Source organism: Nonomuraea jabiensis, from assembly GCF_014204795.1.
GTDB lineage: Bacteria > Actinomycetota > Actinomycetes > Streptosporangiales > Streptosporangiaceae > Nonomuraea > Nonomuraea jabiensis.
In genome coordinates this window covers 6,590,506-6,613,906 of sequence record NZ_JACHMB010000001.1, presented here as the reverse complement: position 1 = coordinate 6,613,906, position 23,401 = coordinate 6,590,506, and the positions used below count along the sequence as shown (strand labels likewise).

At 68.3% G+C, this 23,401-nt stretch carries 22 protein-coding genes and 1 pseudogene; 13 read left to right on the top strand and 10 right to left on the bottom strand.

Translation table 11 applies throughout. The features are described from left to right. Position 1 precedes the first annotated feature (1 nt). Together HD596_RS30180 and HD596_RS30175 are read left to right on the top strand one after the other, a co-directional pair. A complete protein-coding gene (locus HD596_RS30180; protein ID WP_185072660.1) occupies positions 2-1,234 on the top strand; it encodes a hypothetical protein in 1,233 nt (410 codons plus the stop codon). Continuing rightward, positions 1,231-4,581, top strand: a complete 3,351-nt coding sequence (locus HD596_RS30175) for a WD40 repeat domain-containing protein (RefSeq protein WP_185072659.1) — start codon at positions 1,231-1,233, stop codon at positions 4,579-4,581. The genes HD596_RS30180 and HD596_RS30175 overlap by 4 nt, the downstream gene beginning before the upstream one ends. 273 nt (positions 4,582-4,854) lie before the next feature. Here the strand turns inward: HD596_RS30175 and HD596_RS62215 are convergent, their stop codons facing one another. The 4 genes from HD596_RS62215 to HD596_RS30155 all read right to left on the bottom strand — a co-directional run bounded on the left by HD596_RS62215 (position 4,855) and on the right by HD596_RS30155 (position 8,019). Next, positions 4,855-5,061 (bottom strand): tyrosine-type recombinase/integrase, encoded by a 207-nt coding sequence (locus HD596_RS62215; RefSeq protein WP_376776153.1) that lies wholly within the window; start codon positions 5,059-5,061, stop codon positions 4,855-4,857. A 292-nt stretch (positions 5,062-5,353) separates the two neighbouring features. Then, entirely contained in the window at positions 5,354-5,620 is a 267-nt protein-coding gene (locus HD596_RS30165; protein WP_185072658.1) for a tyrosine-type recombinase/integrase, read from the bottom strand. 412 nt (positions 5,621-6,032) lie between these two features. Next, positions 6,033-7,460 (bottom strand): DEAD/DEAH box helicase, encoded by a 1,428-nt coding sequence (locus HD596_RS30160; protein ID WP_246554954.1) that lies wholly within the window; start codon positions 7,458-7,460, stop codon positions 6,033-6,035. 352 nt (positions 7,461-7,812) lie between these two features. Continuing rightward, a complete protein-coding gene (locus tag HD596_RS30155) occupies positions 7,813-8,019 on the bottom strand; it encodes a cold-shock protein (RefSeq protein WP_020545593.1) in 207 nt (68 codons plus the stop codon). Between the two features lie 209 nt (positions 8,020-8,228). Here HD596_RS30155 and HD596_RS66155 point away from each other — a divergent pair. Then, positions 8,229-8,339 (top strand): annotated as a pseudogene (locus HD596_RS66155) (IS5/IS1182 family transposase); the annotation flags it as partial. Between the two features lie 180 nt (positions 8,340-8,519). Here HD596_RS66155 and HD596_RS30150 read toward each other — a convergent pair. After that, positions 8,520-8,807 carry a hypothetical protein gene (locus HD596_RS30150; RefSeq protein WP_185072656.1) on the bottom strand — a complete coding sequence of 96 codons (288 nt, stop codon included), beginning with the start codon at positions 8,805-8,807 and terminating at the stop codon, positions 8,520-8,522. 12 nt (positions 8,808-8,819) lie between these two features. On the opposite strand from HD596_RS30150, the gene HD596_RS30145 reads away from it, so the two are divergent. From HD596_RS30145 to HD596_RS30135, 3 genes are all read left to right on the top strand, one after another. Then, on the top strand, positions 8,820-9,056 hold the full coding sequence (locus HD596_RS30145; protein ID WP_221519587.1) for a hypothetical protein: 237 nt from the start codon (positions 8,820-8,822) through the stop codon (positions 9,054-9,056). A gap of 180 nt (positions 9,057-9,236) precedes the next feature. Continuing rightward, complete coding sequence (locus HD596_RS30140; protein WP_246554953.1) at positions 9,237-9,539, top strand: VOC family protein; 303 nt, start codon at positions 9,237-9,239, stop codon at positions 9,537-9,539. Between the two features lie 69 nt (positions 9,540-9,608). Continuing rightward, on the top strand, positions 9,609-9,947 hold the full coding sequence (locus tag HD596_RS30135; protein ID WP_185072655.1) for an Imm51 family immunity protein: 339 nt from the start codon (positions 9,609-9,611) through the stop codon (positions 9,945-9,947). 109 nt (positions 9,948-10,056) lie between these two features. On the opposite strand, the gene HD596_RS30130 is transcribed toward HD596_RS30135, so the two are convergent. From HD596_RS30130 to HD596_RS30120, 3 genes are all read right to left on the bottom strand, one after another. Then, on the bottom strand, positions 10,057-10,329 hold the full coding sequence (locus HD596_RS30130) for a non-reducing end alpha-L-arabinofuranosidase family hydrolase (RefSeq protein WP_246557081.1): 273 nt from the start codon (positions 10,327-10,329) through the stop codon (positions 10,057-10,059). Positions 10,330-11,157: 828 nt separating this feature from the next. Beyond that, positions 11,158-12,474, bottom strand: a complete 1,317-nt coding sequence (locus HD596_RS64975; protein WP_185072654.1) for a sensor histidine kinase — start codon at positions 12,472-12,474, stop codon at positions 11,158-11,160. Positions 12,475-12,670: 196 nt separating this feature from the next. Continuing rightward, positions 12,671-13,609: an NAD(P)-dependent oxidoreductase gene (locus HD596_RS30120; RefSeq protein WP_185072653.1), complete on the bottom strand. Its 939-nt coding sequence runs from the start codon at positions 13,607-13,609 to the stop codon at positions 12,671-12,673. A gap of 290 nt (positions 13,610-13,899) precedes the next feature. On the opposite strand from HD596_RS30120, the gene HD596_RS30115 reads away from it, so the two are divergent. Beyond that, the gene (locus HD596_RS30115) at positions 13,900-15,816 is read left to right on the top strand and encodes an aconitate hydratase (RefSeq protein WP_185072652.1); all 1,917 of its coding nucleotides are present in this window, start codon (positions 13,900-13,902) and stop codon (positions 15,814-15,816) included. A gap of 37 nt (positions 15,817-15,853) precedes the next feature. On the opposite strand, the gene HD596_RS30110 is transcribed toward HD596_RS30115, so the two are convergent. Beyond that, complete coding sequence (locus HD596_RS30110; protein ID WP_185072651.1) at positions 15,854-16,156, bottom strand: hypothetical protein; 303 nt, start codon at positions 16,154-16,156, stop codon at positions 15,854-15,856. 117 nt (positions 16,157-16,273) lie between these two features. After that, entirely contained in the window at positions 16,274-17,527 is a 1,254-nt protein-coding gene (locus HD596_RS30105; RefSeq protein ID WP_185072650.1) for an SGNH/GDSL hydrolase family protein, read from the bottom strand. Positions 17,528-18,018: 491 nt separating this feature from the next. On the opposite strand from HD596_RS30105, the gene HD596_RS30100 reads away from it, so the two are divergent. The 6 genes from HD596_RS30100 to HD596_RS64970 all read left to right on the top strand — a co-directional run bounded on the left by HD596_RS30100 (position 18,019) and on the right by HD596_RS64970 (position 23,348). Beyond that, positions 18,019-18,543, top strand: coding sequence for an NUDIX domain-containing protein (locus HD596_RS30100; RefSeq protein WP_185072649.1), 525 nt, complete (start codon positions 18,019-18,021; stop codon positions 18,541-18,543). Between the two features lie 174 nt (positions 18,544-18,717). After that, positions 18,718-18,975: a hypothetical protein gene (locus HD596_RS30095; protein WP_185072648.1), complete on the top strand. Its 258-nt coding sequence runs from the start codon at positions 18,718-18,720 to the stop codon at positions 18,973-18,975. 136 nt (positions 18,976-19,111) lie between these two features. Then, positions 19,112-20,335: an ROK family protein gene (locus tag HD596_RS30090; RefSeq protein WP_221520785.1), complete on the top strand. Its 1,224-nt coding sequence runs from the start codon at positions 19,112-19,114 to the stop codon at positions 20,333-20,335. Positions 20,336-21,115: 780 nt separating this feature from the next. Beyond that, the gene (locus tag HD596_RS30085) at positions 21,116-21,646 is read left to right on the top strand and encodes a hypothetical protein (protein WP_185072647.1); all 531 of its coding nucleotides are present in this window, start codon (positions 21,116-21,118) and stop codon (positions 21,644-21,646) included. A gap of 135 nt (positions 21,647-21,781) precedes the next feature. Beyond that, positions 21,782-22,258 (top strand): hypothetical protein, encoded by a 477-nt coding sequence (locus tag HD596_RS30080; RefSeq protein ID WP_185072646.1) that lies wholly within the window; start codon positions 21,782-21,784, stop codon positions 22,256-22,258. Positions 22,259-22,511: 253 nt separating this feature from the next. Beyond that, entirely contained in the window at positions 22,512-23,348 is an 837-nt protein-coding gene (locus HD596_RS64970; RefSeq protein ID WP_221519586.1) for an NBR1-Ig-like domain-containing protein, read from the top strand. The last annotated feature ends 53 nt before the right edge of the window (positions 23,349-23,401 follow it).

The window sequence follows — 23,401 nt, the reverse complement described above, 5'->3', positions numbered from 1 at the left end:
CTTGAGTGACTGGATTCTCCGGATCGGGATGACGGAGGTCAACGACGGCGACGAGCGTGCTGACGCCCGCAATCTGCCGATGTTCGCCAGCGGATGGCTGCGTAACCGTGTTCCCCTCGAAGGCGGACTCTTCGTACTCGGCTTGGTGCATCCCGGCACCGGCACCACCGTGCTGGAACTCGACGATGCGGGCCAGCCGATTCCGGTGACTGCGGAGGGCTTGGCCATCATCGAACGTATCGAGAACCGATGGCCCAGGGCCGATGTGTCCGCCGAGGACGTGGCCGTGCTCTCCGGAGAGCCGGTTGAACTGCGCTTTCTGCTGCTATCGCGGCTCGCTCGTGAGGGCAGTCCAGCGCCCCGGCTCTTCCATACGCTTCCCTGGCATCTGGTGACGCGGGCCGCGCACGAAATTGACACGGCTCTGCGAGGGGTCGAGCCGATGACGGCCACCCGCCTGCGCCACTGGTTCACACCTGCGGGTTCGCGCTTCACAGCCGCCATCGATCAGATTGCCGCAGGCCTGCGGGCCGGAGACGACGAGGCGGTCCGCGTGGGAGGCACTGCTCTCTGCACGCGCCTGCTGATCGCCAACACGGAGCGTATCCCTGGTGAGACCCGCCACGCCCTGTGCGGGCTCGTCGAAACGCTTGCCTCCCGCGACCCGTTCCTCCGCCACTCCGCGGCCCTGGCAACAGCCAGGCTGCGGCACCCCGGCCAGACAAGCGGCGAGCCGCTTCGCCTGACCTCCAGACTCCAGCCCGCGGCCAGCGCCGACCGGCAGGTTCGCAAGAACATCCAGGAGTTCTTGCGCCCTCCCTTCACCATGCGGCTTACCGTCAGGAGCCAGGGTCGACTGCAGCTCAGCGTACGGGCTGCCCTGCGTCCCGAACTTGCCGCAGCAGCCGACGCCTACCGAGTGATGCTGGTACGTCTCACGGTACGAGGCGACGGAGAGGAGACCCCGTACGTCATTCCGTTGCGACGTGGGCCTGACGGACTGATGGGCGTAGCGAGCCTGCGCGTTTCCTGGGGGGAGTTCGAGCTCCGGATGGACGGGCCACCGATCGGGCTGGCCGAGGCTGAGCTGCTCACAGAGGCGGAGCTGCGCCATTCGATCAGGAGTGTGGAGACGGGCGCTGAGCTGCTCCCATGGCAGGAGCTCAGCGCTCGGCTCCGCTCACACCACCCTCTGCATGCGCTCTTGGGGGAAAGGGCCGGTAACGGACAATGACGGTCCCTAACCTCGACCGGCATCCCCTCCAGAAGCACGTGTCAACCTGCGCTCTCGACCTCGCCGCCCTGGAGGAGCTGACCGGCGATCTCATGGTGTCCGCGTCTCCGCTCTTCGACCTGCTCGTCCAGTTGATCGGGAACGGCGACGTCGATTCGCTGAGAACGCTGCACCAGGGCGGCACGCAGCTCCACGCCGCACTCAACCAGCCAGTGGACTATCCCAAGCCGGATGCCGACCTCGTGAAGAAGCTCGGGCTGCCGCTCGGGACCGGCGCCACGGCACCGGCGCACACATTGAGCGTCCTCGCAGGTCTCTCGTTGTGCCTGGTGACCGCGGAACCTCCAGAGGCATTCCTGCGCACAGCCCTGGAGTGGTACGCGTACGCGCGCACGGCACCGGAGTCGCAGCCGTGGGTGGGCGTCCCCGAGCCCGATTCCGGCCGATTGGACGAACCCCTGACCGCGATATCCCGCATAGTCGCAGACCATGGGCACCTTACGGCTGCGGCCATGACCGTCGCCGACATCCTCAGGAGCCTGGCCGGCCGCCCCTTCGCGTACGGGCCCACCGTGGAATTGGGCGTGGTGTTCGACTGGGAAAAGAGCGGGATCAGGGCACAGCTCAGAGGCGCCCTCGTGGAGGGAGCATCGCCAGCCCTGGTGCCCCACCCGCAGGACATGGCTTTCTTCTCGGCCGACGAAGGCTTCCAGCGTGCACTGACCACCGCGTGGTCCGTGGCTGGACGGTCCATGCCCGGTGCCGTGCACTGGTCACTCGCCGACGCGGACGAGCCGATCGTCAGCGCCGTCGACGAGTCGCTGGGCGCTGCCTTCGCCATCATCGTCGAAGAGGCCCGGCGCAGGAACCGGACCGGCCTGCGGCCGCCCCGTTTATGGCGCGTCTCGCGCGCCAACGTCGTGACCGGCAGGATCGACACTTTGGGCAACCTGCAGAGCGTCGACGGGTACAAGAGCAAGCTCCAAGCGGTAAGTCCCGGCACCCGCGTGATCGTGCCCAAACCCGATGAACAGCGGGCCAGGGCGGCCGGGAAGGACATCGTCATCATTCCCGCGTCCGACTGGCGTGTCGCGGCCGCGAAAGCGCGGGTACGGGAGTGGCGCCCGCTTCTCATATGGTCCGCCCTCCCCTTGGCACTCACACTGGTCGCCAGCCTGCTGATCGGTGGGCTCGCGTTGTCGGCACAGCAGCAAAAAACAGCCCACGAGCGCGTGCAGAAACTGGGTCAGCAACTCATCAACGACGCGGTGGATCGGCGCAGGAGCGACCCGGCAACGGCGTTGCGGCTCGGAATTGCCGCATATGCCATCAGCCCCACCCCGGAGGCGCGCACGAGCCTGGTCCAGACCTTGATAGGCAACCACTACGCGGGCACGCTTTTCCCCACCGTCCAATACCAGGTCAGGATGGCGCTCAGCCCAAATAGGAAGCTTCTCGCGATCATGGGGAATGCCGGGTTCATCACGCTGTGGGATGTCTCCGACGTCTGGAAACCGGTATTCCGTGCGCGTTTCGGCAAGCCAGTACAGGGACCGGCGGACATCGCGTTCGGCCCCGACGGGCGGTCCCTCGTCACAGTCGACTTCGCCGGATCAGTGGTCAGGTGGGACGTCTCCGATCTCGCCAATGTGACCGCCAAGGTCCTGCGTAAGGGCGATCTCGAAGACGGGCAATCGGTCCGCCTCAGCGCAGACGGCCGGCTCGTCCTCGTACGTTCCCTGCTCAAGACTCCCACGTTGTGGAGAGTCGGTGCCGATCGTCTGAACCGGCTGGGCAAGTTGCCCGGCGCCGACTTCTCCTCGGCGCTCGCGTTGGGCGGGAACGGCCGACATTTGATCATCGGTGATCTCCAAGGCCGGATCTCCACTTGGGACCTGAGCGATCCGGCACGCCCTGTGCGGTTGGCCCGTGTGCGGCCTCACGGTTCCAGTATCGAGAGGCTCGCGTTGAGCCCGGACGGCCGCCATCTGGGAGTGGCCAGCTATGACATGACCGCAAGCCTCTGGGACATTCGCGATCCCGCGCGCCCTGCCAAGCTCGCCACTCTGAACGGGCATGAGGGCGGGGTCTCGGCCATCGGATTCAGCGCCGACGGAAGGGCCCTGGCCACGGGCGGGCGAGACCACCGGGTCATCCTGTGGGACATCGCGGGAGCCGAACCCGCTCAACAAGCCGTTCTCACCGCCCATACACAAATGATCTTCGATGCAGAGTTCACGGCTTCGGGAACGCTGCTCACAGCGAGTTTCGACGGCACCGTGCACCGTTGGATTCCCACTCCTAGCAGCCCGGCCCAGCGTTCCGTGCTTCGCGAGCACAGCCGCAGCATCCTCGCGACGGAAATCGGGGCGGACGGTCGAACGCTCCTGACTGGAAGCGACCGCGGTACGGCGTTCCTCTGGGATATCAACGATCCTGGTGCCCCGATGCGGCTGGCCGACCTCCCCGAGGCTGCCGGCTGCGCATGCCCGGCGGCGCTGAGTCACGACATGCTTCTGCTCGCCACGCACAACGATGTGGACGGCAGGACAAGACTCTGGAACGTTCAGAATCCGTCACGGCCCGTCGCGCTCAGCACACTCCCGGGCGGCAAGGCAGACGTCGCGGCACTGGCGTTCGGTCCGGACGGGCGAACCCTCCTGGTTTCAACCGCCGATGGCGGCGCGCTGGAGCTTTGGGACGTCAGCGACCCGTCCCGTCCTTCCCGAAGAACCATCGCATCCGGCGCACCGATCGACGCGGCCGCCTTCAGCAGAGACGGGACGAAGCTCGTCACCGGCGACGAGGACGGCATCGTGACCTTGTGGAGTCTCCCGGGCGGAGAGCGGCACGTGACCGAAGCCGGGGTATCGGTCTGGGCGGTGGCGGTCAGCCCCGACGGTCGCACCGCCGCCACCGGCGGCAGGGACGGCCCCGTCATCCTGTGGGACATCTCCGGTCAGGGACCGCCTGTCCGGCTCGCCGTCCTGCGGGCGCATACGCGGCCCGTACGCGGCCTGACGTTCAGCCAGGACAGCCGCCTGCTCGCGACAGGAAGCGACGATCACCGGCTCGTCCTGTGGGAAGTGCAGAGCAGGACCCAACTCGCTGCCTTCCCCGCCCACGAAGGAGAGGTACGGGCAATGGCGTTCACCGGGGATAGGCGGACACTGGTCACCGGAGGCACGGACGACCTCGTCAAACTATGGGACATCGCCCCGATGCTGAAAGCCATCACTGACCCCGTCGGCCAGGCTTGCACCATGGCCGGGCGGGGGCTTGACCGCCGCGAATGGGCGACGCATATCGCGGAGGAGAACTATCGGATGACTTGCACGGTTGGCTGACGTTCGGCTGTTGGCCCAGTGACCGCGCACTATGGGGCGGGTTACGTTGTCGTTCGCCAGGAGCCCCTTTTAATCCGTAGGTTCCGGGTTCGAGCCCCGGGCGCCCTACCACTCCCACCTGTGGTTTCCCACGATTCTGTAGTCGAGCCGTCTGATCGTGAGTCACGGTGGGACACCTGTGAGTCACGTACGAGCGCGCGCGTTGTTCACCTTGCGCGCGGTCTTGCGAGCCGCTTTGAGGACCAGCCGGGCAGTGGCCCGGGCGCTGCCGTGCTACCGCTGCGGCAGCACCGACGTGTACGTGTCGGCGGTGAGCACGATGCTGGCATGTCCGAGCAGGCCCTGCACCACGCGCAGATCCGCTCCTGCCGCCAGGGCCAGCGTCGCGGCTCCATGTCTCAAATCGTGCAGCCGCACCGGGGGAAGGCCGCTGGCCATGACCAGCTTGGGGAAGCGGTGGGTGAGGTAGTTGGGATCAATTGCCCCGCCGTTCTCGCGGGGGCAATGGTGAGTTCCCGCCGGTCGGTGTCAAGGTCGATCCAGCGCAGGCCGGCTACCTCGGCGCGCCGCAGACCGCAGAGCGATCAGCCACCACAGCGCGAACAGCCGGTCATCACGGACGAAGGCGAGGAACTCGGTCAGTTGCTCGATCGTCCACACCGCCACAGCGGGGCGCCCGCCGGTGCGCCTCCACGCGGCCACCCGCCGTGGGGTCCACATCATGGGGTGAACGTGACGTGGCGACGGTAGCCGTAGCCCCCGAGCCGGGTTGTCATGCGGCCCGCAGCGTCGCGCGAATCCTTTCCAGGGTGGCCGCGCTGATCGGCTTGCCGTAACGGGTGTGGCGCTGGGCCACACTCGAGAACATCCTCACGACGTGCCGCCTCGACAGCCCGCGAAGCGGGATCAGGCCGAGATACGGGATCAGGAACAGCCGGACGTGATCGCGGTAGGCCTTGTACGTGGTCGGCCGGATCCGCTGCTCAGCCACCGACAACCAGTAGCGCAGCCATTGGGCGACGGTACAGTACCCGGTCACCGGCGCTCCCTCCAGCGGCTGAGCGATATCGCGGGCGGCCTGCCGCGCTACCCCGGCCGTGGGGAGCCGCCACGGCGCAGTCGCTGCCGCCGTCCGGACACGTCCGTCACCTGGACGGCGAAATACCAACTGCCATGGGCAGGATCGCCCCGGCCGAGCACCGCAGACAACAACAGGTCCTGGCCCTGCTCCACCAAGACCCCAACCGCCCCTGACCAGCCCGGGACATCGCCCGCCACCTCCGCGATGTCACCCTCAACACCATGTACCGGCAACTGTCTCGCTGGGCCAGCAGCCAGCTCATCCGCAAGATCGGGCCGGGTATCTACACCGCCCGGCCAATCTCTTCAGCACTCTTGCCAACAGCCCAAAAGCCTTAACTACCTGGCCTTGGGCGAGCCCCCATCCGCTGCTACCGGAATCGTCTGCCGTTCCGTCCCGACCGACGACTGACAACCGGTGCGGTGATGGTCACGGGGATGCCTGAGGGAGCCTGGGCGCCCGTGATACGCCTCAGCTCGGCCTCGCCCGAACGGACCTCGCTGGTCTGCGGGACGATACCGGCGTCGGCCATCAAGCGGGTCATGTCACGGCGCTGATTGGGCAGCACCAGGGTGACGACGCTGCCGGACTCGCCGGCGCGGGCGGTGCGGCCGCCGCGGTGCAGGTAGTCCTTGTGGTCGCTCGGCGGGTCGACGTTGACGACGAGGTCCAGGTTGTCGACGTGGATGCCGCGGGCCGCGACGTTGGTCGCCACCAGCGCCGTGACGTGGCCGCTCTTGAACTGGGCGAGGGTACGGGTGCGCTGGGGCTGGGACTTGCCTCCGTGCAGCGCGGCGGCGCGCACTCCGCTGTTCAGCAACTGTTCGGTGAGCCGGTCCACAGCGTGCTTGGTGTCCAGGAACATGATCACCCGACCGTCGCGAGCAGCGATCTCCACAGTGGTGGCCTGCTTGTCGGCACCCTGGATGTGCAGCACGTGGTGCTCCATCGTGGTGACCGCGCCCGCCGAGGGGTCGACCGAATGGACCACCGGGTCGCTCAGATAGCGGCGGACCAGCAGATCGACGTTGCGGTCCAAAGTGGCGGAGAACAGCATTCGCTGGCCATCTGGGCGCACCTGGTCGAGCAGGTGGGTGATCTGCGGCATGAAGCCCATGTCGGCCATCTGGTCGGCCTCATCCAGCACGGTGATGCCGACCTGGTCCAGGCGGCAGTCGCCGCGCTCGATGAGATCCCTGAGCCGTCCCGGGGTCGCGATGACGACCTCGGCACTGTTGCGCAGCGCATGGGCCTGGCGGCTGATCGACATGCCGCCGACGACCGTGGCCAGCCGCAGCTTCAGTGCTTGGGCGTACGGCGTGAGCGCATCGGTGACCTGCTGGGCCAGTTCCCTGGTGGGGACGAGGATCAGGGCAAGCGGTCGCCGCGATTGTGCCCGCTGTCCGGAGGTGCGGACGAGCAGGGCCAGACCGAAGGCGAGTGTCTTGCCCGACCCGGTGCGCCCCCGCCCCAGGACGTCCCGGCCGGCCAGGGAGTTCGGCAGCGTGGCCGCCTGGATCGGGAACGGTTCGTTCAAGCCCAGGCCGGCGAGCACCTTCAGCAGTGCGGGCGGCATGCTCAGCTCAGCGAATGTCGCGGCTGCCGGCAGGGCCGGGGTTACGGTGACCGGCAGCGCGAACTCTCTCTGGAGCGCGGCGGGACGCTGCCCGTTGCCGGACCGGCTGGAGGCGCCTGAACGGCCCTGAGCCGGAGAGCTGGATCGGCCGCCCCTGCTTCGGGCGGAGCCGCCCGTACGGGGCGAAGAGTTGCGATCGTGCGCGCGAGTTGCGTGGTTCATGCAGAACCTTCCTCGATGCGGCACGTGTCAGGATCCTCGGCGCGATGAGCGGCACAAGAACAGCTAGCACGAGCCGAAGAAAGACGAGTCGAACCGGCGGAAACAGCCTGGGCTCGTACGTCGAAATGGTCGGCTTTCGCCGGGAAGAACGCGGCTGTGATGCCGCGCCGTAGAACTGGAGCGGGCCTATGCCCGAACCGGAGCCATCGGTGGTGCATCCGGTGTGCGACGGAAGAACAGACACGCTGTGCTTCTCGGGTTGTGAGGTCATCACGGCACGATGGATGCCACAAAAGCAACGCGCCGGGGCCCGCGCCCTGCGGCGCGGGCCCCGGCTACGTGGTGCGCAGTGTCAGGCGGGAACGATGTTCTCGGCCTGCGGGCCCTTCTGGCCCTGCGTGACGTCGAAGGCCACCTTCTGGCCCTCGCGCAGCTCACGGTAGCCGCCGTTGGCGACGATGTTGGAGTAGTGCGCAAAGACGTCGGCGCCGCCGCCGTCCTGCTCGATAAAGCCGAAGCCCTTTTCCGCGTTGAACCACTTCACGGTGCCAGAAGCCATGTTGATCTCCTTCGATGGGTGCAAAGCCGAAATCCGCATCGAACGGATTCCGCGTCGCCGCGATAGGACCACACACCCGGAGATGACCGGAGAACAAAAATGCACCTGAGGCTACATACCGTCAGGTGCACACAAGTCTTTATGGGTACCACAACTGCAACTGAGCCCAATCTAGCACATGTGCCGTCGTGCTGCGCACGCCCCGCCAACGCCGACACCATCCGCGCGCCATTGCCGCCTTGACCTGCAAGTTCCAGGTTCAACTGCGCTGTTGCCCGCACCGCGCCACCCCGATCGGCCAGGCAATCTCCTCGTCCTGAAGCTCATCAAAGAGGCCGCCATTCAGGCTGGGAAGGCTTACGGCTCCGGGCCCCGCAGGTGTCCCGGCCAGCGCGGCCTGCCTGGACGACCGAGCAGGCCAGCAGGTCGGCGAGGTACTCGGCGGCAGCGGGCCGCTCGCCGGTCGAGGATCGGCTAAGCGCGTAGCGCCTGCACCTGCGTTACCAGGCGGCACCGGCCAGGACGGACGAACCTTCCAGCCGGAGCAGCCCCGGCGCTGGTTCGCGCGCCACCCAGCGCCCCGCCACAGCGCTCTTGGCGGCGCTCTTGGCGGCGGGCCAGATGTGCCGGGCGCCGGCGGCCAGCTGGCGTAGCCCGCCGCCAGCGCCGCGCGGGTGATGACGCAGGAACGAGGCGAACTCGGCGGCGGCCAGGCCGAGCAGGACCAGGCAGAGCGCGATCTCCAGGGCCGTGACGGCCGCGATGCCGAAGATGATGAAAGTGATCACGGGGGTCGCTCCATGCGGAGCCGTGGCGAGGTTTTCGTTGGGTGCATCGAGCCGAGTCAAGATTCGTCCGGCGCCTTCACCGGCTTCCTGGGCGCGGCCCTCGCGGCGGGCCTCGACACCGCCACTGCCGTCCGCCGGGGAATGGCCGCAGGAGCCCTGGCCACCACGCTGCCCGGCGCCAGCCCCTCACTGCCCGACCAGAAGGCGGGGGACGAACTGCTCGCCGTGGCTGAGGGAGCCGCTCGATGAGGCACGCCGGCGCCGGCGGCCGAGCGGCACCCGCCGGGCGGCACCGGTGGGCCGCCAAGGGAGCCAAGGCATGAAAGCGCACGTCAGCTCGATTCTCCTCGCTGTCCGTGACATGGACAGGGCCAAGCGGTTCTACACATAGGGGCTCGGCTGAAGATCAAGAACGACTTCGGCTTCTCGGTGTTCTTCGCATCGGACGGAGCCTCGCCCGTCGGCTTCTACGGCCGCGACGGCCTGGCCGACATGGTGGGAACGAGCCGGGACGGCAGCGGCCTCGGCGGGCTTGTCCTCACCTACGTCGTCCGCAGCGAGGCGCGGGTCGACGAGATCATGGCAGAGGCCGAGAAGGCCGGTGCCACGATCCTCAAGCCTGCTGGCGCGCTGCCGTGGGGCGGGTACGGCGGCACCTTCGCCGACCCGGACGGCTACATCTGGAGCCTCGGTCACAGCGCCCACGGACAGGACCAGCCGTACGCCGAGTGACTCCGGCGGCGGCCCCAGCGGGCCTGGAGCCCCTCGCGGCTGGGGATCGACCAGTGGCAGCATGTGCCGGTGCTTCCATTGAGGCTGATCGAGCCGACCCCGGGAGAGTACTCGCTGTTGCTGGAGGCGGGAACCACACGGCTCGACGACGTGATCGAAGATCTCGGCCATGAGCCGAACGGATACTTCTGGGAGGGCGTCGCGCAGGTGCTCGTCGGCACCGAGGCTCCCGCCCTGGAAGGCCGATTCTCGTACGGCCCCGAAGGCGACATGTTCTGCGCGTACGGAAAGGACCACGGCGGGCTGGAGGAGCTCGGCATCCTGATGGCGACCATCGCGACGGACGACGACCGCGTGCGGCGGCTCGTGGCAGCCGCCGAGGCGAACGGTATGCAGCTCGACGACTGACTCGCCTGCCGCTGAAAGGCAGGCGCTCTGAGCTGCGGAAAACTGAGGCGGACTCGGCGCGAAGCCCAGCCCGCCCGTTTCGGATCCGCCCAGCCCCGGCGTTGAGACGTCAGGACGTACGGGCGGGACATGTGTCATGCCTTAGCGCTGCAGGGTCAGCAGGCCCGGGCGGTAGGGCAGGAGACCGTAGTCGCCGCCGGCTGGGGCTGCGGCCCTGGTAGAGGAGCTGCAGGTTGCAGGGGTCGACGGTCTTGGTCTGGTCGGGGTTGTTGCGGACCAGGTCACCGTGGCTGATGTCGTTGGTCCAGGTGGCGCTGCTGTCGGCCTTGCCGGCGAACGGGTTGCTCTCGGTCGCGGCGTTCGGCGTCCACGAGCCGTCCAGGCGCAGCGGCCCATGCAGTCATCGAATTGATGATTGCTCAAACACTCACTGAAATAGCCCAGACGCAGCAGCACGACAGATCATCATGCCGCGGCGGTGTAGACCTCACGCCTGTACCGCTTCAAAATTCGTACACGTGGTCTAAGCTGGTGTTTCTTCGGGTCGGCTAGGCTCCTCGGTGGTACTCGTTGATGGCTCCGCTGAGCACCTTTTGGCGCGGAATCCGGCCTGCCATCGGAATCACGACGTCCTCGTCTTGATCGGGTGGGCGTTGTTGGCAGGACTGATACGGACGGTGCCCGTTGTAGTGCTCGGTGTACTCGTTCAGGACCGATCGCAGGTGGCGTTCGGCGTAGCAGTCGGCTCGGGGTGTCCGCGGCGGCGTCTTCATCACCATGACACCAGCCCCGGCGAAGATCTCACCGAAGACGGCGGTGGATTCGGTATCCCGGTCACGGATGAAGAACCTGTGGCGCTGACGCAGCTTGCATCAAGTCCGTTGTCACGTCCAGACCTGGTTTCCAGGAGCACCGCGCCTCCCGCCCTGGAACGCAAACGCAGCCCTGACCGCATGAAAGGAGTTGACCGGCGAAGTCGTACTCCTACCCTGTGGTGGCTGCCCCTGCCGGTGTTGCCGATCCCCGAGCGAGCACCCCAGATTACTGATCTCGCTCGGAATCGGGTCTTACTCGTCAGACAGTGCAATCCTGGTTGTGCCTTCGTGGCGAGTGACACGCAACCGTAGTTTGATCTTGATGGCTCCCCTTGATGAATGCCGGATTGCGCGCTCTGCCCGTCCAGACATGTGGCCGCAAAAGGAACCACTGCTCACTCCGATGGTGGCCGAGGCGTGGTGCGAGCTGGCAGACGCAGCACGAACCGGGCCCCGCGGGAACTGTCCTGAGCGGTCAGGGTGCCACCGTGGGCTTGGGCGATCTGCCGGGCGATCGGCAGCCCGAGCCCGGTGCCGCCGGGGTCACGGGCGCGGGAGGCTTCCAGGCGGGTGAAGCGCTGGAAGATGACCTCCCGGTGCTCGGGGGCGATCCCTTCACCGTCATCGCTCACCTCCAGCGTCACGACGCCGGCATCCAGCGTCAGGGTGACGGTGACGGCGGAGGTGGCGTGCCGTTCGGCGTTGTCCAGCAGGTTGTTCAGCAGCCGCGACAGCTCGATCCGTGAGCCGTCCACCATGACGCCGGGCATGAGGCGGTGACGCAGGTCGGTCTTGGCCAGGCGGCGCTCCAGCTCGCCGGCGACCAGTTCGGTGAAATCGATCGGCTCGTGGCGGCCGGCGACGCCGGCGTCCAGCCGCGCTTCCTGCAGCAGGTCGCCGATGAGGGCCTGCATGCGTTCCACGCTGTCCAGGAGCGCGTCGGCGGTGCGCTGCCAGTCGGCCTGGTGCGGGTCGATCAGCGCCTCCTCGATGCGGATACGCATGGCGGTCAACGGGCTGCGCAGGTCGTGAGAGGCATCGGAGGCGAAGCGGAGCTGCTGCTCCACCGCCATCTGAGCGCGTTCCAACGCCCGGTTCGCGGTCTCGGCCAGGGTCCGCAGCTCGTCGCGGTATTTCGGCACGGGCACCCGGTGACGGAGATCGCCGGACGCGGTGATCTGGGCCAGGTTGCCGCTGATGGCGTCCACCGGCTGCAGCGTCTTGCCCACGATCCGGTAGCTGCCGGCCGCTGCCACCGCGACCAGCAGCACGCAGCCGATGACGAGCGGGATGATCAGTTCCGAGCCGACGTACCAGGGGACGTCAGGGACGGCCATGTCCAGCTGCCAGACGCCGTCCTCGCGGTGGAAGGGGTAGGCGAGCACGATCATGCAACGGTCGGGGAAGACCCTTGTGTCGCAGGAGGTGGTGGTGGCGTAGGCGTCGGGATCGGGGCGCAGGTTCGTCATCGGCGGTTTGCCCGCCATGTCACGGGTGGCCGCGACCATGGTGCCGGCTGCGTCGAACACCTGGATCGCCTGCCCTGGGCCGCTCACAATCAGCTCGGGGACACGCCGGCGCATGTGAGCGCCAAGGTTCACGGCGCCGGCGAAGAGCTGATCGGTCCGGTAGTCGACGGCCGCCTGCCGGCTCATCATCACGATGAACACCGCCATCGCGGCGCACAGCAGTGCCATGACGACGCCAGCCACTACGGCCAGGCGGCACCTGATCGAAAAACGATGCCACCAGCTCACTCTGATCACCCCTCCTGATCAGAGACACCGCGATACCCCCTTTGTTTTCCTTACCGGTTCACGGAAGAGGGACCACCAAAAGATGGCAAACGTCAGCACTGGCGCATGAAATACCCATCCCATGGCATGGGGGCAGTGGGGCACACAACGATCACTGTTCGTGCTGGTCCTGGCCGACAGCGACCGGCTGTGCGGGACTGGCCTGGTTCGTCGTCGTGGCGATCGGGGCGATCGTGGCGGTCAGTCCTTCACCTTCACGGCCCTGTGCCATGAGCGCTTCGATCCTGGCCGCCACCGCCGGCAGTCCGCCGTCGCCGAGCGCTTGGCCGCCCCGCAGTGCGATGAGGTGGCGGATGACCGTGAGGTGCTCGGCGAGGGTGGCGGGCCCTGCCGGGTAGGTGCCCCGCTGCAGCTCGGAGGCCGTGGTGGACGCCCCCGTGACCACGTGCCCGAGCTGTCCGACCGCGGTGTCCACGAACTCGGCGACGTCGATGCCCGCTTCCCGCACGGTGTCCAGGGCCCGCAACAGGCCGAGTTGGGCGTCGTACCAGAGGCCGAACAGGGTGAGATCCCAGATCGCGGCCGCTTGCGGCGCGTCTCCCACGAAGTGCGGCGTGCTCAGCAGCCCGAGGACCGCGCGGTGTCGCTCGAACGCGGGCCGAGAGCCGCTGTACAGGATGGTCGCCGCGTCGGTGCCGATCATCTCCGGTGCGGCCTGGATGCCCGCGTCAAGGTAGGACGCCCCCAGGGCGGTCACCCGCTGGGCGGCATGCTTCGCGTCGTCGGCGGTGCCGGTGCACATCGCGACGATCGTTCGCCCGGACAGGTCCCCGTCCAGTTCGGCGAGGCACTGCCGCACGGCGACGTGATCGGTAAGGGTGAGAAGGACCAGCGTGGCGGAGGATACCGCTTCTCCGGCAGATCCCGCCGGCACCGCCCCGGCGTCCACCAACGTGGCAGAACGGCTCGCCGTACGGTTCCACACCACCACGTCGTGACCACCGGCGAGCAAGCGACGCGCAACCGCACTGCCGATGGCGCCTGTGCCGATCACAGCAATCCGGTACTCAGAGGCCTTGATTTCCGTCATGGAGGCGATTTTGCAAACTCAACTTAACTTGAGGTCAAGACGGTAATGGAGCAGGTGCGGGAGGGAAGGGGGCAGCACGCTGAACCTCCCGTCGGGCGTCGGCGTGGTGCCGCGAGTTCGCCGTCGGGGTGTCGCTCTTGCTGTGGGCGTTCTGCAGCTGGCCGCTGTCTGGCTGATCGTTTTCAGCGCCGTGATCAAAGCCTCGTTCCGCCTCTTGAGTGAGAACCGCCGACTGATACAGGCGTCCGAGGGCAGCACTCCGAGAGGGCCATCCATGGGGGCGTGGAGCGGTGAATCTGGCTGAGAAGCTGATCAGCTCGCATCTGACCGATGGGGAGATGCGGCCGGGCGAGGAGATCGGGCTGCGCGTCGACCAGGCGCTGATCCAGGACGCCACGGGCACGATGGTGATGTTGGAGCTGGAGGCGCTGGGCCTGGACCGGGTACGCACCGAGGTGGCGGCGCAGTACGTCGACCACAACCTCCTGCAGTCCGACGAGCGCAACATGGCCGACCACCTGTTCCTGCGCTCGGCCTGCCGGCGCTACGGGATCTGGTACTCGCCGCCGGGCAACGGCGTCTCCCACCCCACCCACATGCAGCACTTCGGCGTGCCGGGACGGACGCTCGCCGGCGCCGACTCCCACACCTGCGCCGCCGGTTCGCTGGGCATGCTGGCGATCGGCGTGGGCGGCCTGGAGGTGGCGATGGCCATGGCCGGGCAGCCACTGTACGTGACCATGCCACGGATCTGGGGCATACGGCTGGCGGGCGCGTTGCCGGGTTGGGTGAGCGCCAAGGACGTCATTCTGGAGTTGCTGCGCCGCCACGGCGTGTCGGGCGGCGTACACAAGATCATCGAATACCACGGCCCGGGGCTGGACGCGCTGAGCGCCATGGACCGGCACGTGATCGCCAACATGGGCGCCGAGCTGGGCGCCACCACGTCCGTCTTCCCCTCCGACGAGCGGGTCCTGGAGTTCCTGTACGCCCAGGGACGGGCCGGCGACCACGTGGAGCTGGCGGCCGATCCGGACGCCGGATATGACCTACGGGACGAGATCGATCTGTCCGCCGTGGAACCGCTCATCGCCAGGCCCGGCTCGCCGGGAAACGTGGTCCCGGTACGGCAGGTCGCCGGCGAGCCGGTCCACCAGGTCGTCGTGGGCTCGTCGGCCAATCCGGGCCTGCGCGACTTCGCCGTGGTGGCGGAGATGTTGCGCGGCAGGCAGGTGCACCCGCAGGTGTCCCTGGAGATCAATCCGACCTCGCGGCAGGTCCTGGCCGACCTGGTCAAGACCGGCGCGCTCACCGCGCTGATCGAGTCCGGCGCCCGCATCCACCAGACCGGCTGCCTGGGCTGCATCGGCATGGGCCAGGCTCCCGCCGTCGGCCGTAACAGCCTGCGTACCTTCCCCCGCAACTTCCCCGGCCGCTCGGGCACCCACGACGACTCGGTCTGGCTCTGCTCGCCGGAGACCGCCGCCGCGGCGGCGCTCACCGGCGCCATCACCGACCCGCGCGACCTCGACCTGGCTCTCCCCGAGGTACGGCAGCCGCGCATCGCCAGCGCCATCACGACCCCGCTGCAGAAACCGTTGCCGATCGCGGAGGCCCGCCAGGTCGCCCTGGTCAAGGCCGACAGCATCGGCTCACTTCCCGAGCTGGACCCGCTGCCGGACTCGCTCACCCTGCCGGTCCTGCTCAAGGTCGGTGACGACGTCTCCACCGACGAGATCCTGCCCGCCGGCGCGCGGGCGCTGCCGTACCGCAGCAACATCGCGGCGCTGGCCGACTTCGCCTTCGGACAGCTCGACGAGACCTACCCTCAGCGGGCACGCGCCGCGGGGCCGCACACCATCGTCGGCGGGCGCAACTACGGCCAGGGCTCCTCCAGGGAACACGCCGCCATCGTCCCCCGCCACCTCGGGCTCCGGGTCGTGATCGCCAAGTCCTTCGCCCGCATCCACTGGCAGAACCTTGCCAATTTCGGCGTCCTGGCACTGGAGTTCGCCGACGAAGCCGACTACGACCGCATCGCCCAGGGCGACGAGCTGCGGCTGAACGGGCTGCGCAAGGCGGTGGAGACCGGAAACGAGATCGACGCCGGTGGCGTGATCCTCCGGCACCGCCTGTCCGCCCGCCAGCGGGCCATGGTCTTGGCGGGTGGCTGGATTCCGGAGGTCAGGCACGCCGGCGATCGCTAGGTCGTACCGCGCGGGAGCGAGACGATCGGGCCAGGTTTCACGGCGCCTGAGTCGTGGCGGTCATGGGTTCGGCGAACGCGGTGACCAAGGGGACCAACCGCTGCAGCTCTTCCAGATGGGTGGCGCTCAGCAGGGCGAGCTTGCGCTCGCCCGCCTCGGTGAGCGTCAGTTGGACGACCCGCCGGTCCTTGCCGCTCCAGCGCAGGAAACGGCGCAGGGCGACCCGGAACGCCAGCAGCTTCGCGTACTCGTGATCAGTGACGCGGCCACCACGGTTCCCACCGCGCTCGCCTCGCCGCACGACCTCACGCACGCACACCGCGCGCAGCTCTGGGCCCACTCCCTCGCCTGCGCCGACGGCAGCTCGGGCAGCGCCGTCCCCGCCGCGCTGCCCGGACCGATCGCCTGCCCCGCGACGCGTCCGGCCCAGACAGCCTGACGCGAAGCTCAGGAGAGGTCAGGAGATGGTGAGCGTGCCGTCCGGGTTACGGGCGCACGTGACGATCGCGCGGGGCGCCGCGGCGAAGGCGCCGGTCAGGCACTGGCCGAGGACCGTGTGGCCCGCTGCGTTGGGGTGCCACGACTCCTGGCAGGTCTGGAAGTAGGTGACGCAGGTGTTCGCCGCCCGCTGGATACCGATCTTGTCCCAGCCGGACAGGCTGGTGATGAACGTGCCGGACGGCCCGTCCTGTACCCGGACCGGCGTCGCGAGCGCGCCCGCCGGGCTGTCGGGGTTCTCGCAGAGCCTGGCCCCGTCGAAAGCCCGCTGGACGTCCAGTACGCGCAGGTCGGCCGCCGGGCGTTCGGCTGCCAGCGTGGCGTACGCGTTCTTGACCAGGGAGCCGAGGTTCTGGGAGAACACCTGACCAGGGGCGAGGCTCGCACGGTGGATCGGGCACCCGGCGGCGTAGCGCTCGGCGCCGAGGGCGCGGAACTTGTCGCGGGTGTCGGTGCGGCCGTCCTCCTCGTGGTACTGCGGGGCGATGTCGGGCGGCAGCGGGTTGGTGTAGGTCTGCAGGATCACCTGGTGGGTGCCGTCGGCGTCGATCTGGGCGAGGGTGTCGAGGATCTGGCGCAGGGCCGCGGTGGTCTCGGTGGTGGCGGCGGCGACCTCGGTGTCGGTGGCCAGGTCCGAAGCGGTGCAGGGCCTCTGCGGCACCTCGCCGTTCAGATAGGCCCAGAACTCCCACCAGCCTGTCCAGGCGTCGGCGATGAAGCGGTTGGCGCACAGCGTGGCCACGTCGCCGAACGTGAACTGGGTGTTGTTGGAGCCGAGGCCGACGAGGACGACGTCGATGTCGTGCGTCTGGGCGAGGGCGCGCAGCTGATCGAGTTGCGAGGCGACGGCGCGGCCCTCGGGCCGGGCGCTTGCGGGGTTGGCGATGTCGGCGGGCTGGGCGCCGGAGCAGGCGAGGTTGAAACGTTGCTGGATGCCCGGGAGCGACGCCGTGAACACCGAGGCGTTCGCCGACCGGTGACAGAAGTAGGCGTTGCTGTTGGCCGCCGACCAGCCGGGGAAGGCCTGTGCCGTACCGGAGGCGTCGACGACGGGCTGGTAGTCCCCCGCGCCCTCCCCGCTGACGAAGCTGTCGCCGAGCGCGACGGCGGCGGTGGGCAGAGCCGCCTGCGCCGGTCCACCCTGTACGACCTGGATGGCCGCCGCGCTCACCAGGAGCATGACAGCGGCGGCGGCACGCTGAAGAAACCTCATAACCACCTCATTTCCTACTAAATAAGTACGAAATGCGCATGTGTGGATCACAACATGCCGTACCAACGGCGTCAACGGTTCGGTCATCGTCCACTACCTGGCGGCGCTGCTGGTGGCCGTCCCTGCCGTGCAGACCCCGCGCCTTCCGACGCATGACCGGTCCCGATCAGAACGAGATCGCCTCCGAGCAGATCGGCGAACTCATCCAGCCGGCGCGGCTCCTGCGCGGCGAGGTCGCTCTCCTGGCGGCTCTTGGGGTGTCGTCGCCGGCGCGGCGACGAGACGACGACTGCTGCCGTCAATCAGGCAGCCGGTCGCATCCTCCGCAGCCAGCGGGGGATCACCTTCGACCTCTTCATCCTGCCGCTGCCTGGTCCCACACTGTCGGCGTCGGGCCGCGGGAGCCTGCGCTGACGGAGGAGCGGCCTCTTCCTGCTGGTCGGGATACTCGTGAGAGCTTCGATGTCAGTGCGTCACAGTATCTTGGCCGGATGGTGCGGAACGTGGTCGGCAAGCGGGTTCTCGAGGCGGCAGTCATCGACGCCGGCCGGGCTGTGGCCGAGTTCGACGAGGCTCGCCAGTGGCTGGCCGTTGCTGGGCGAGGCCCGATGGAGCCGCTCGCGGCCGAGGTCTGGGTCTTTGACAAGGGTCTCGCCCAGGTCCTGTTGGTGAAGCATCCTTGGCGAGGCTGGGTTCCGCCAGGCGGGAAAGTCGAGTTCGGAGAGACGCCGCGTGAGGGTGCGGCGCGGGAACTCTTCGAGGAGACCGGCCTTCGAGTGGGACTGCTGGACGAGCCGGCAGCGGTTGCGGTTCGCTCTTACCACCCGAAGTTATCTGTCACGCTCGGGCTGTCTTATGCCGCGGTTGTCGATGTGACAACTCCGTTCGTCGCGGAGCCCGGGCAGCCCGTGGCCTGGATGCGTTTGGATGAGGGCTGGGAGAGCTGCTTTCCTGAGGACCTCACCCGCATGCGTCAGCACGCGGCGTGGCTGGCCCGTTGGAGGAGCCGTCATTGAGGGGTCGGGGTGACTCCGCGACGGGCGAGTTCGCGCCGGAGGCCCATCGGCCGCGGCTCCACGCCTCCTGCCAACGGCTGTTGCGGCTTCGCCGGCTACGGCCCGGACGCGGGTAACTTGCCGAAGACCGAGCTCGTCCGGCGGTGGAGTTCCACTACTCCGGTGCCTGCTTCGATGGTGGAGCAGACGCGCGGCCTCGCGCTGGCCCCGTACATGGACAAGGAGGTGTTGGCGCCGCTCAGCATGAAGAGCAACTCGTACGCGCTGTCGCCTGGCTTCGAGCCGGCCGCTGGCGTTGATCATCTTGGCCGGGACGACGAACCGCAGGTCGGTCTCTCAACCGGCCACGACACGGCCAGGCATCGGGCTTCTCCACCTGCAGGGCCGGGCTTTTGCCGTGTGCTCGCGCAGCATCCTTTCTGGGCGGCGTGAGCGAGCCCTGAGCTCTCGTCCAATTAGTTGATCTTGCTGATCGCGTCCTTCCCTGAGATGTAGCTTCTCGCCTCGGGACGCCTGTGGGGAGCGCTCATGGCTGTCCTGCTGTTCACAAGTACCGACCCGGCCTAGGCTGGCGGGGGTGACGGGATCGGTGGTGGGTGCGCGGACGCAGGAGCAGATGCGGCAGCGGAACCTGAGTGAGGTGCTGCGGCGCGTCCATAAGGACGGGGCCGTGTCACGAGCCGCGCTCGGCCGCCGGATGGGCCTCAACCGCAGCACCATCATGGACCTGACCGCCGAACTCGCCGCCGCCGGGCTGGTCCGCGAGGGCGTCCCCATCGGCCGGGGTCGCGCTGGGCGGCCGTCCATCGTCGTCATGCCCGAGCAGGGAACGCTGTATGGGCTCGCGTTCGACGTCGCCGTGGACCGGCTGCTCGCGGCCCGTGTCGGGCTCGGCGGCCAGGTCCTCGACCGCCGCGAGGCCGTGCGGCCCCGCGCCGGGGTCGACCTGGAGGACGTCGTGGGCGTCCTCGCCACCTTCGGCCGCGAACTGGTCGACCGGGCCGGTCCGGGCGCGTTGTGCGTGGGTGTGGGCGCGTCGTACTGCGGGTTGATCAGGCGCGCCGACGGCACGGTCCGGTACGGACCGCACCTCGGCTGGGTGGACCAGGCGTTCGGCGCGGAACTCGCCGCCGGCCTCGGTCTCGGGCTTCCCGTCGAGGTCGGCAACGAGGCGCACCTGGGTGCGATAGCCGAGCACGTACGCGGCGCGGGACGCGACGTCGACAACCTCATCTACCTGCACGGGGACGTCGGCGTCGGCGGCGGGATCATCGTCGGCGGCAAACTCTTGGACGGAGACGGAGGCTACGGCTGCGAACTCGGGCACATGCTGGTCAACCCGTTCGACGGGCGGCCCTGCCTGTGCGGGTCGCGCGGCTGTCTGGAGGCCGAGGTGGGAGAGGAGGCGCTGCTCGACTACGCGGGACGGTCCGGCGAACTCGTCGGACGCGACGGCATCCGGGCAGTCGTCGCCCTCGCCGGGACCGGCGACGCCCGCGCGCGGGACGCCCTCGACCGCGTCGGCGACTGGCTCGGTGTCGGCGTCGTCAACCTCATCAACCTCTTCAACCCGGCGCTCGTGGTCTTCGGCGGGATGCTCCGCGATGTCTACCCGGGCGCCGCGTCACGCGTCCGCGCCCGGATCGACGCGCATGTCCTGCCGGTGTCCCGCGAACGTGTCCGCCTGGCCGTGACGGCCCTCGGCGACGACACCACGCTCGCCGGTGCCGCCGAGCTCGCCTTCGCCAACCTCCTGGACAACCCCCTCGACACACTGGCCACCCTGCGCTGATGGGATCAGGACGGCCGTGCCGTAAACAATCGAGGTCGTAGCCGTCGATAACGGTCGGGCGCCGGGCCTCTGCCGCTGTGGACGAACCGTCCAGGGGCTTGGAGTGATCGGCATAATCGATCATCGCCAACCGCAGATGCCGTTCGTGCCCGGGGGTCGGACCTGCTTGCTCGTCCTCGGGCGGGCCGAACCGGCTCGGATATGTCCACCGGCGTCGAACCAGGCGGCGGTGCCAGGCCGGCAGGATGGCCGGCGTCACCAGCCGATACGCCCGCAGCCTGGGCGACAAGAGCCGTGCCGGCGCCGCCAGGATCGCTCGATCGGCCCAGTCCGGCTTCGGCCAGACGACCTGACGCCGCAGCACCAGCGTTGTCGCCGCCCCGTCCCGATCCGGTCGGTCCGCACCCGTTGGTGTCCACTGCCTGCGATCGATTCCTGGTGACAAACCGACGCCTTGCCGTCCTGCGAATTGTTGGGGTGCCGCAATTGCTGCGACACCCTGAGGCGGGCTGATCGTGCGAAGCCGGGAAAGATTCCGATGGCACGTTGATCCCGGTCGCACGTTCCTGACCTGCGAATTCGATTGTCCTAATAGCTCTGGACAATGTTTGGACGATTGGACGGGGCAGATCGCTTGCCGGTGCCGGGCAGCGGCGGCCAGAGTGATGCCGTTCCCGGCGCCAGTGGCAGGCGTTCGGATATTCCGCTGAATCGCTGTGCGCGGTTGATCGGGGACTCCCGAGTCGGAAAGTGCAGAGGATTTCTCTGAAAGGAGATCCGATGATCGGACGAAAAGGGATTACAGCAGCGACGCTCGTCGTCGGGCTGACGGCCGGGCTTATGGCGGGGTCGTCCGCGTCGGCGCAGGCGGGGCTGGGCGTCACGGCCGTCTCGGACAGCTCGGACAGCTCGGCCGTCCTGGCGCCGGGCTGGTCGGCGAAGTCCTATCTGGGGATCGGGTACCACGACCGCTGCAAGGGCTGGCAGCGGATAAAGACCCCGTACAGGACCGGCGCCTACATCACGACCAGCAGGCAGGTCCACTGCGAGAAGGGCGAGTGGGGCCGCCGGGCCGTGGTCAAGACGAGCCTCCAGCAGTATCGCGGGCTCGGTTTCTGGCGGACGAAGGCCACCTCGGAGGTGAAGAAGGGAAGGGCGGCGTTCACCGTGACGACGACCCCTTCGTGGAGGTGCTCAGGCGGCAGCCAGCTCTACCGTAACCAGACGAAGGTGCATCTCTACTCTGTCCTGCGCGGCAGCGAAGTGGCCACCCTGTACAAGCGGTCGCAGGAGCGCCGGATCCGGTGTTGATCCCGAGCTGGGACGGGGACGTAGCTCGGCCGGACTTCGGCCCTTGGCGCTCTTGAGAGCGCCAAGGGCGTTTTCTTCCGAAGGAGTGAGCGGCGGATGAGGTCGCGTGAGAGAAGGCATGTCCCGGCGTGGCGCATGATCGTCGGCGGGGTCGTGCCGGCCCTTGCCTTCGTGCTGTGGGCGACGGTCTCGGTGGCGGAGGGGGAACCGTACGAGGACGTCAAAAGGCAATACATCGCCGCCGTGGACGCGGTATGCGAGAAGGCGTCCCGGCAGTCGGATCTCCGCGAGGAGCCACCTGCGAACCTGCGCGAGGAGGTGGACGAGCTGCGCCGCGCGTCGGAGTCGATGACCGGCACCATCGCCGCGATAGAAACGATCGCGCCGCCCGATGCTGACGTCCCGCGCGTGCGGGACAGGTTCTTCGTGCCCGCCAGGGCGCTGGCCGCGAGCCTGCGCGAACTCAGCGGACGCGCGGAGGCGGCGATGCGCGCGGGCAGGGAGGGCGAGGCGAAGAGGGCGGTGGAACAGTCCTTGGAACCGGACGAGAATGAGAAGGCATTGCGCTCCTTCGCGGCGGGGTACGGATTCCGGGCATGCGCGGGTGAATGACCAGGGCGTCCGGCTAACCCGAAGAATTCCGGACTTATTCGGACAATTCAGGTAATCTCATTTGCTCTCAGGTGTCACAGGCCATGCCGGAGTCGTCGGCACGGCCGGATGATGGTGCCGGACAGGGCAGGTGCAGATGCCGGAATTACCGGGGACGGCAGGCTCGCAGGGAGACGAGCCTGAACCGCAGTGGACGGGCAGGGTAGCGCGGCCCGGACGGAAACCGGTCCGGCCTGAACCGGCCGCGGGCCCGGTGGCCGCCCTCGCGTACCGCCTGTGGGAACTCAAGGCGGAGGCAGGCGACCCGTCCTTCGCGGAGATGTCGACCCGTATGGGCGCGGCGGCCTCCAAGTCCTCGCTGGCAGCCGCCGCCCGGGGGCAGGTGCTGCCGACCTGGGAGACGACGTGGGAGTTCGTCCGGGTCCTCGCCGTCGACCGGTTGCGGCAGGACGCCGAGGAGGCCAGGCGCGAGTGGCGAGCCCACTGGGAGCGGGCCGCGAGCGCCGCCGCACGTAGCGAGACCACCGACGAGACCCGCGCCGGACCGGCCGAGGCCCGTACCGGGCACATCGAGACAGGGGTCCGTATGGCGGAGCATCCCGAACGCCGAACCCTAGCCAGGAGGCCGGCCATGATCGCGGCGGCCGCGACCGCCGCTGCCGCCGCCGGTGCCGCCCTCTTCACCTGGCTCGCCCCGCTCTCCGGAAAGGACGAGCCCACCGCGCCGGACACCCCGGTGCGGGCCGCGTCCCCCTATGACGATTCCGCCTTCGAACAGGACGTCACCCATCCGGACGGCACGATGGTGAAAACGGGGACGGAATTCACGAAGATCTGGCGGATCAGGAACACCGGCACCATCCCGTGGCGGGGACGCTATCTCACCCGGCTGAACGACACCCCGTGCCGCGCCCCCAAACGGGTCGAGATACGCCCGGTCCAGCCGGGCGAGCCCGTCGACATCGCGGTACGCGTCCGCGCATCGGACTCCCCCGGCAGATGCAAGATCTACTGGAAGATGACCGACGAGGCCGGGACCCAGTTGCTGTCCGCCAAGAAGCCGATCTTTCTGGACGTGGTCGTCGGCTGATCAGCTCTCGAAGCGTGTCTTCAGGGGTCCTCACAGAATGATCTTCGTTGTGC

What these genes read in the sequence shown, in the direction of transcription:
- HD596_RS30175 (WP_185072659.1), top strand. Translation starts at nt 1,231, where the DNA reads ATGACGGTCCCTAACCTCGACCGGCATCCCCTCCAGAAGCACGTGTCA.
- HD596_RS30160 (WP_246554954.1), bottom strand. Translation starts at nt 7,460, where the DNA reads ATGAACCACGCAACTCGCGCGCACGATCGCAACTCTTCGCCCCGTACG.
- HD596_RS30155 (WP_020545593.1), bottom strand. Translation starts at nt 8,019, where the DNA reads ATGGCTTCTGGCACCGTGAAGTGGTTCAACGCGGAAAAGGGCTTCGGC.
- HD596_RS30145 (WP_221519587.1), top strand. Translation starts at nt 8,820, where the DNA reads ATGCGGAGCCGTGGCGAGGTTTTCGTTGGGTGCATCGAGCCGAGTCAA.
- HD596_RS30120 (WP_185072653.1), bottom strand. Translation starts at nt 13,609, where the DNA reads ATGACGGAAATCAAGGCCTCTGAGTACCGGATTGCTGTGATCGGCACA.
- HD596_RS30105 (WP_185072650.1), bottom strand. Translation starts at nt 17,527, where the DNA reads ATGAGGTTTCTTCAGCGTGCCGCCGCCGCTGTCATGCTCCTGGTGAGC.
- HD596_RS30100 (WP_185072649.1), top strand. Translation starts at nt 18,019, where the DNA reads ATGGTGCGGAACGTGGTCGGCAAGCGGGTTCTCGAGGCGGCAGTCATC.
- HD596_RS30095 (WP_185072648.1), top strand. Translation starts at nt 18,718, where the DNA reads ATGGTGGAGCAGACGCGCGGCCTCGCGCTGGCCCCGTACATGGACAAG.
- HD596_RS30085 (WP_185072647.1), top strand. Translation starts at nt 21,116, where the DNA reads ATGATCGGACGAAAAGGGATTACAGCAGCGACGCTCGTCGTCGGGCTG.
- HD596_RS30080 (WP_185072646.1), top strand. Translation starts at nt 21,782, where the DNA reads ATGATCGTCGGCGGGGTCGTGCCGGCCCTTGCCTTCGTGCTGTGGGCG.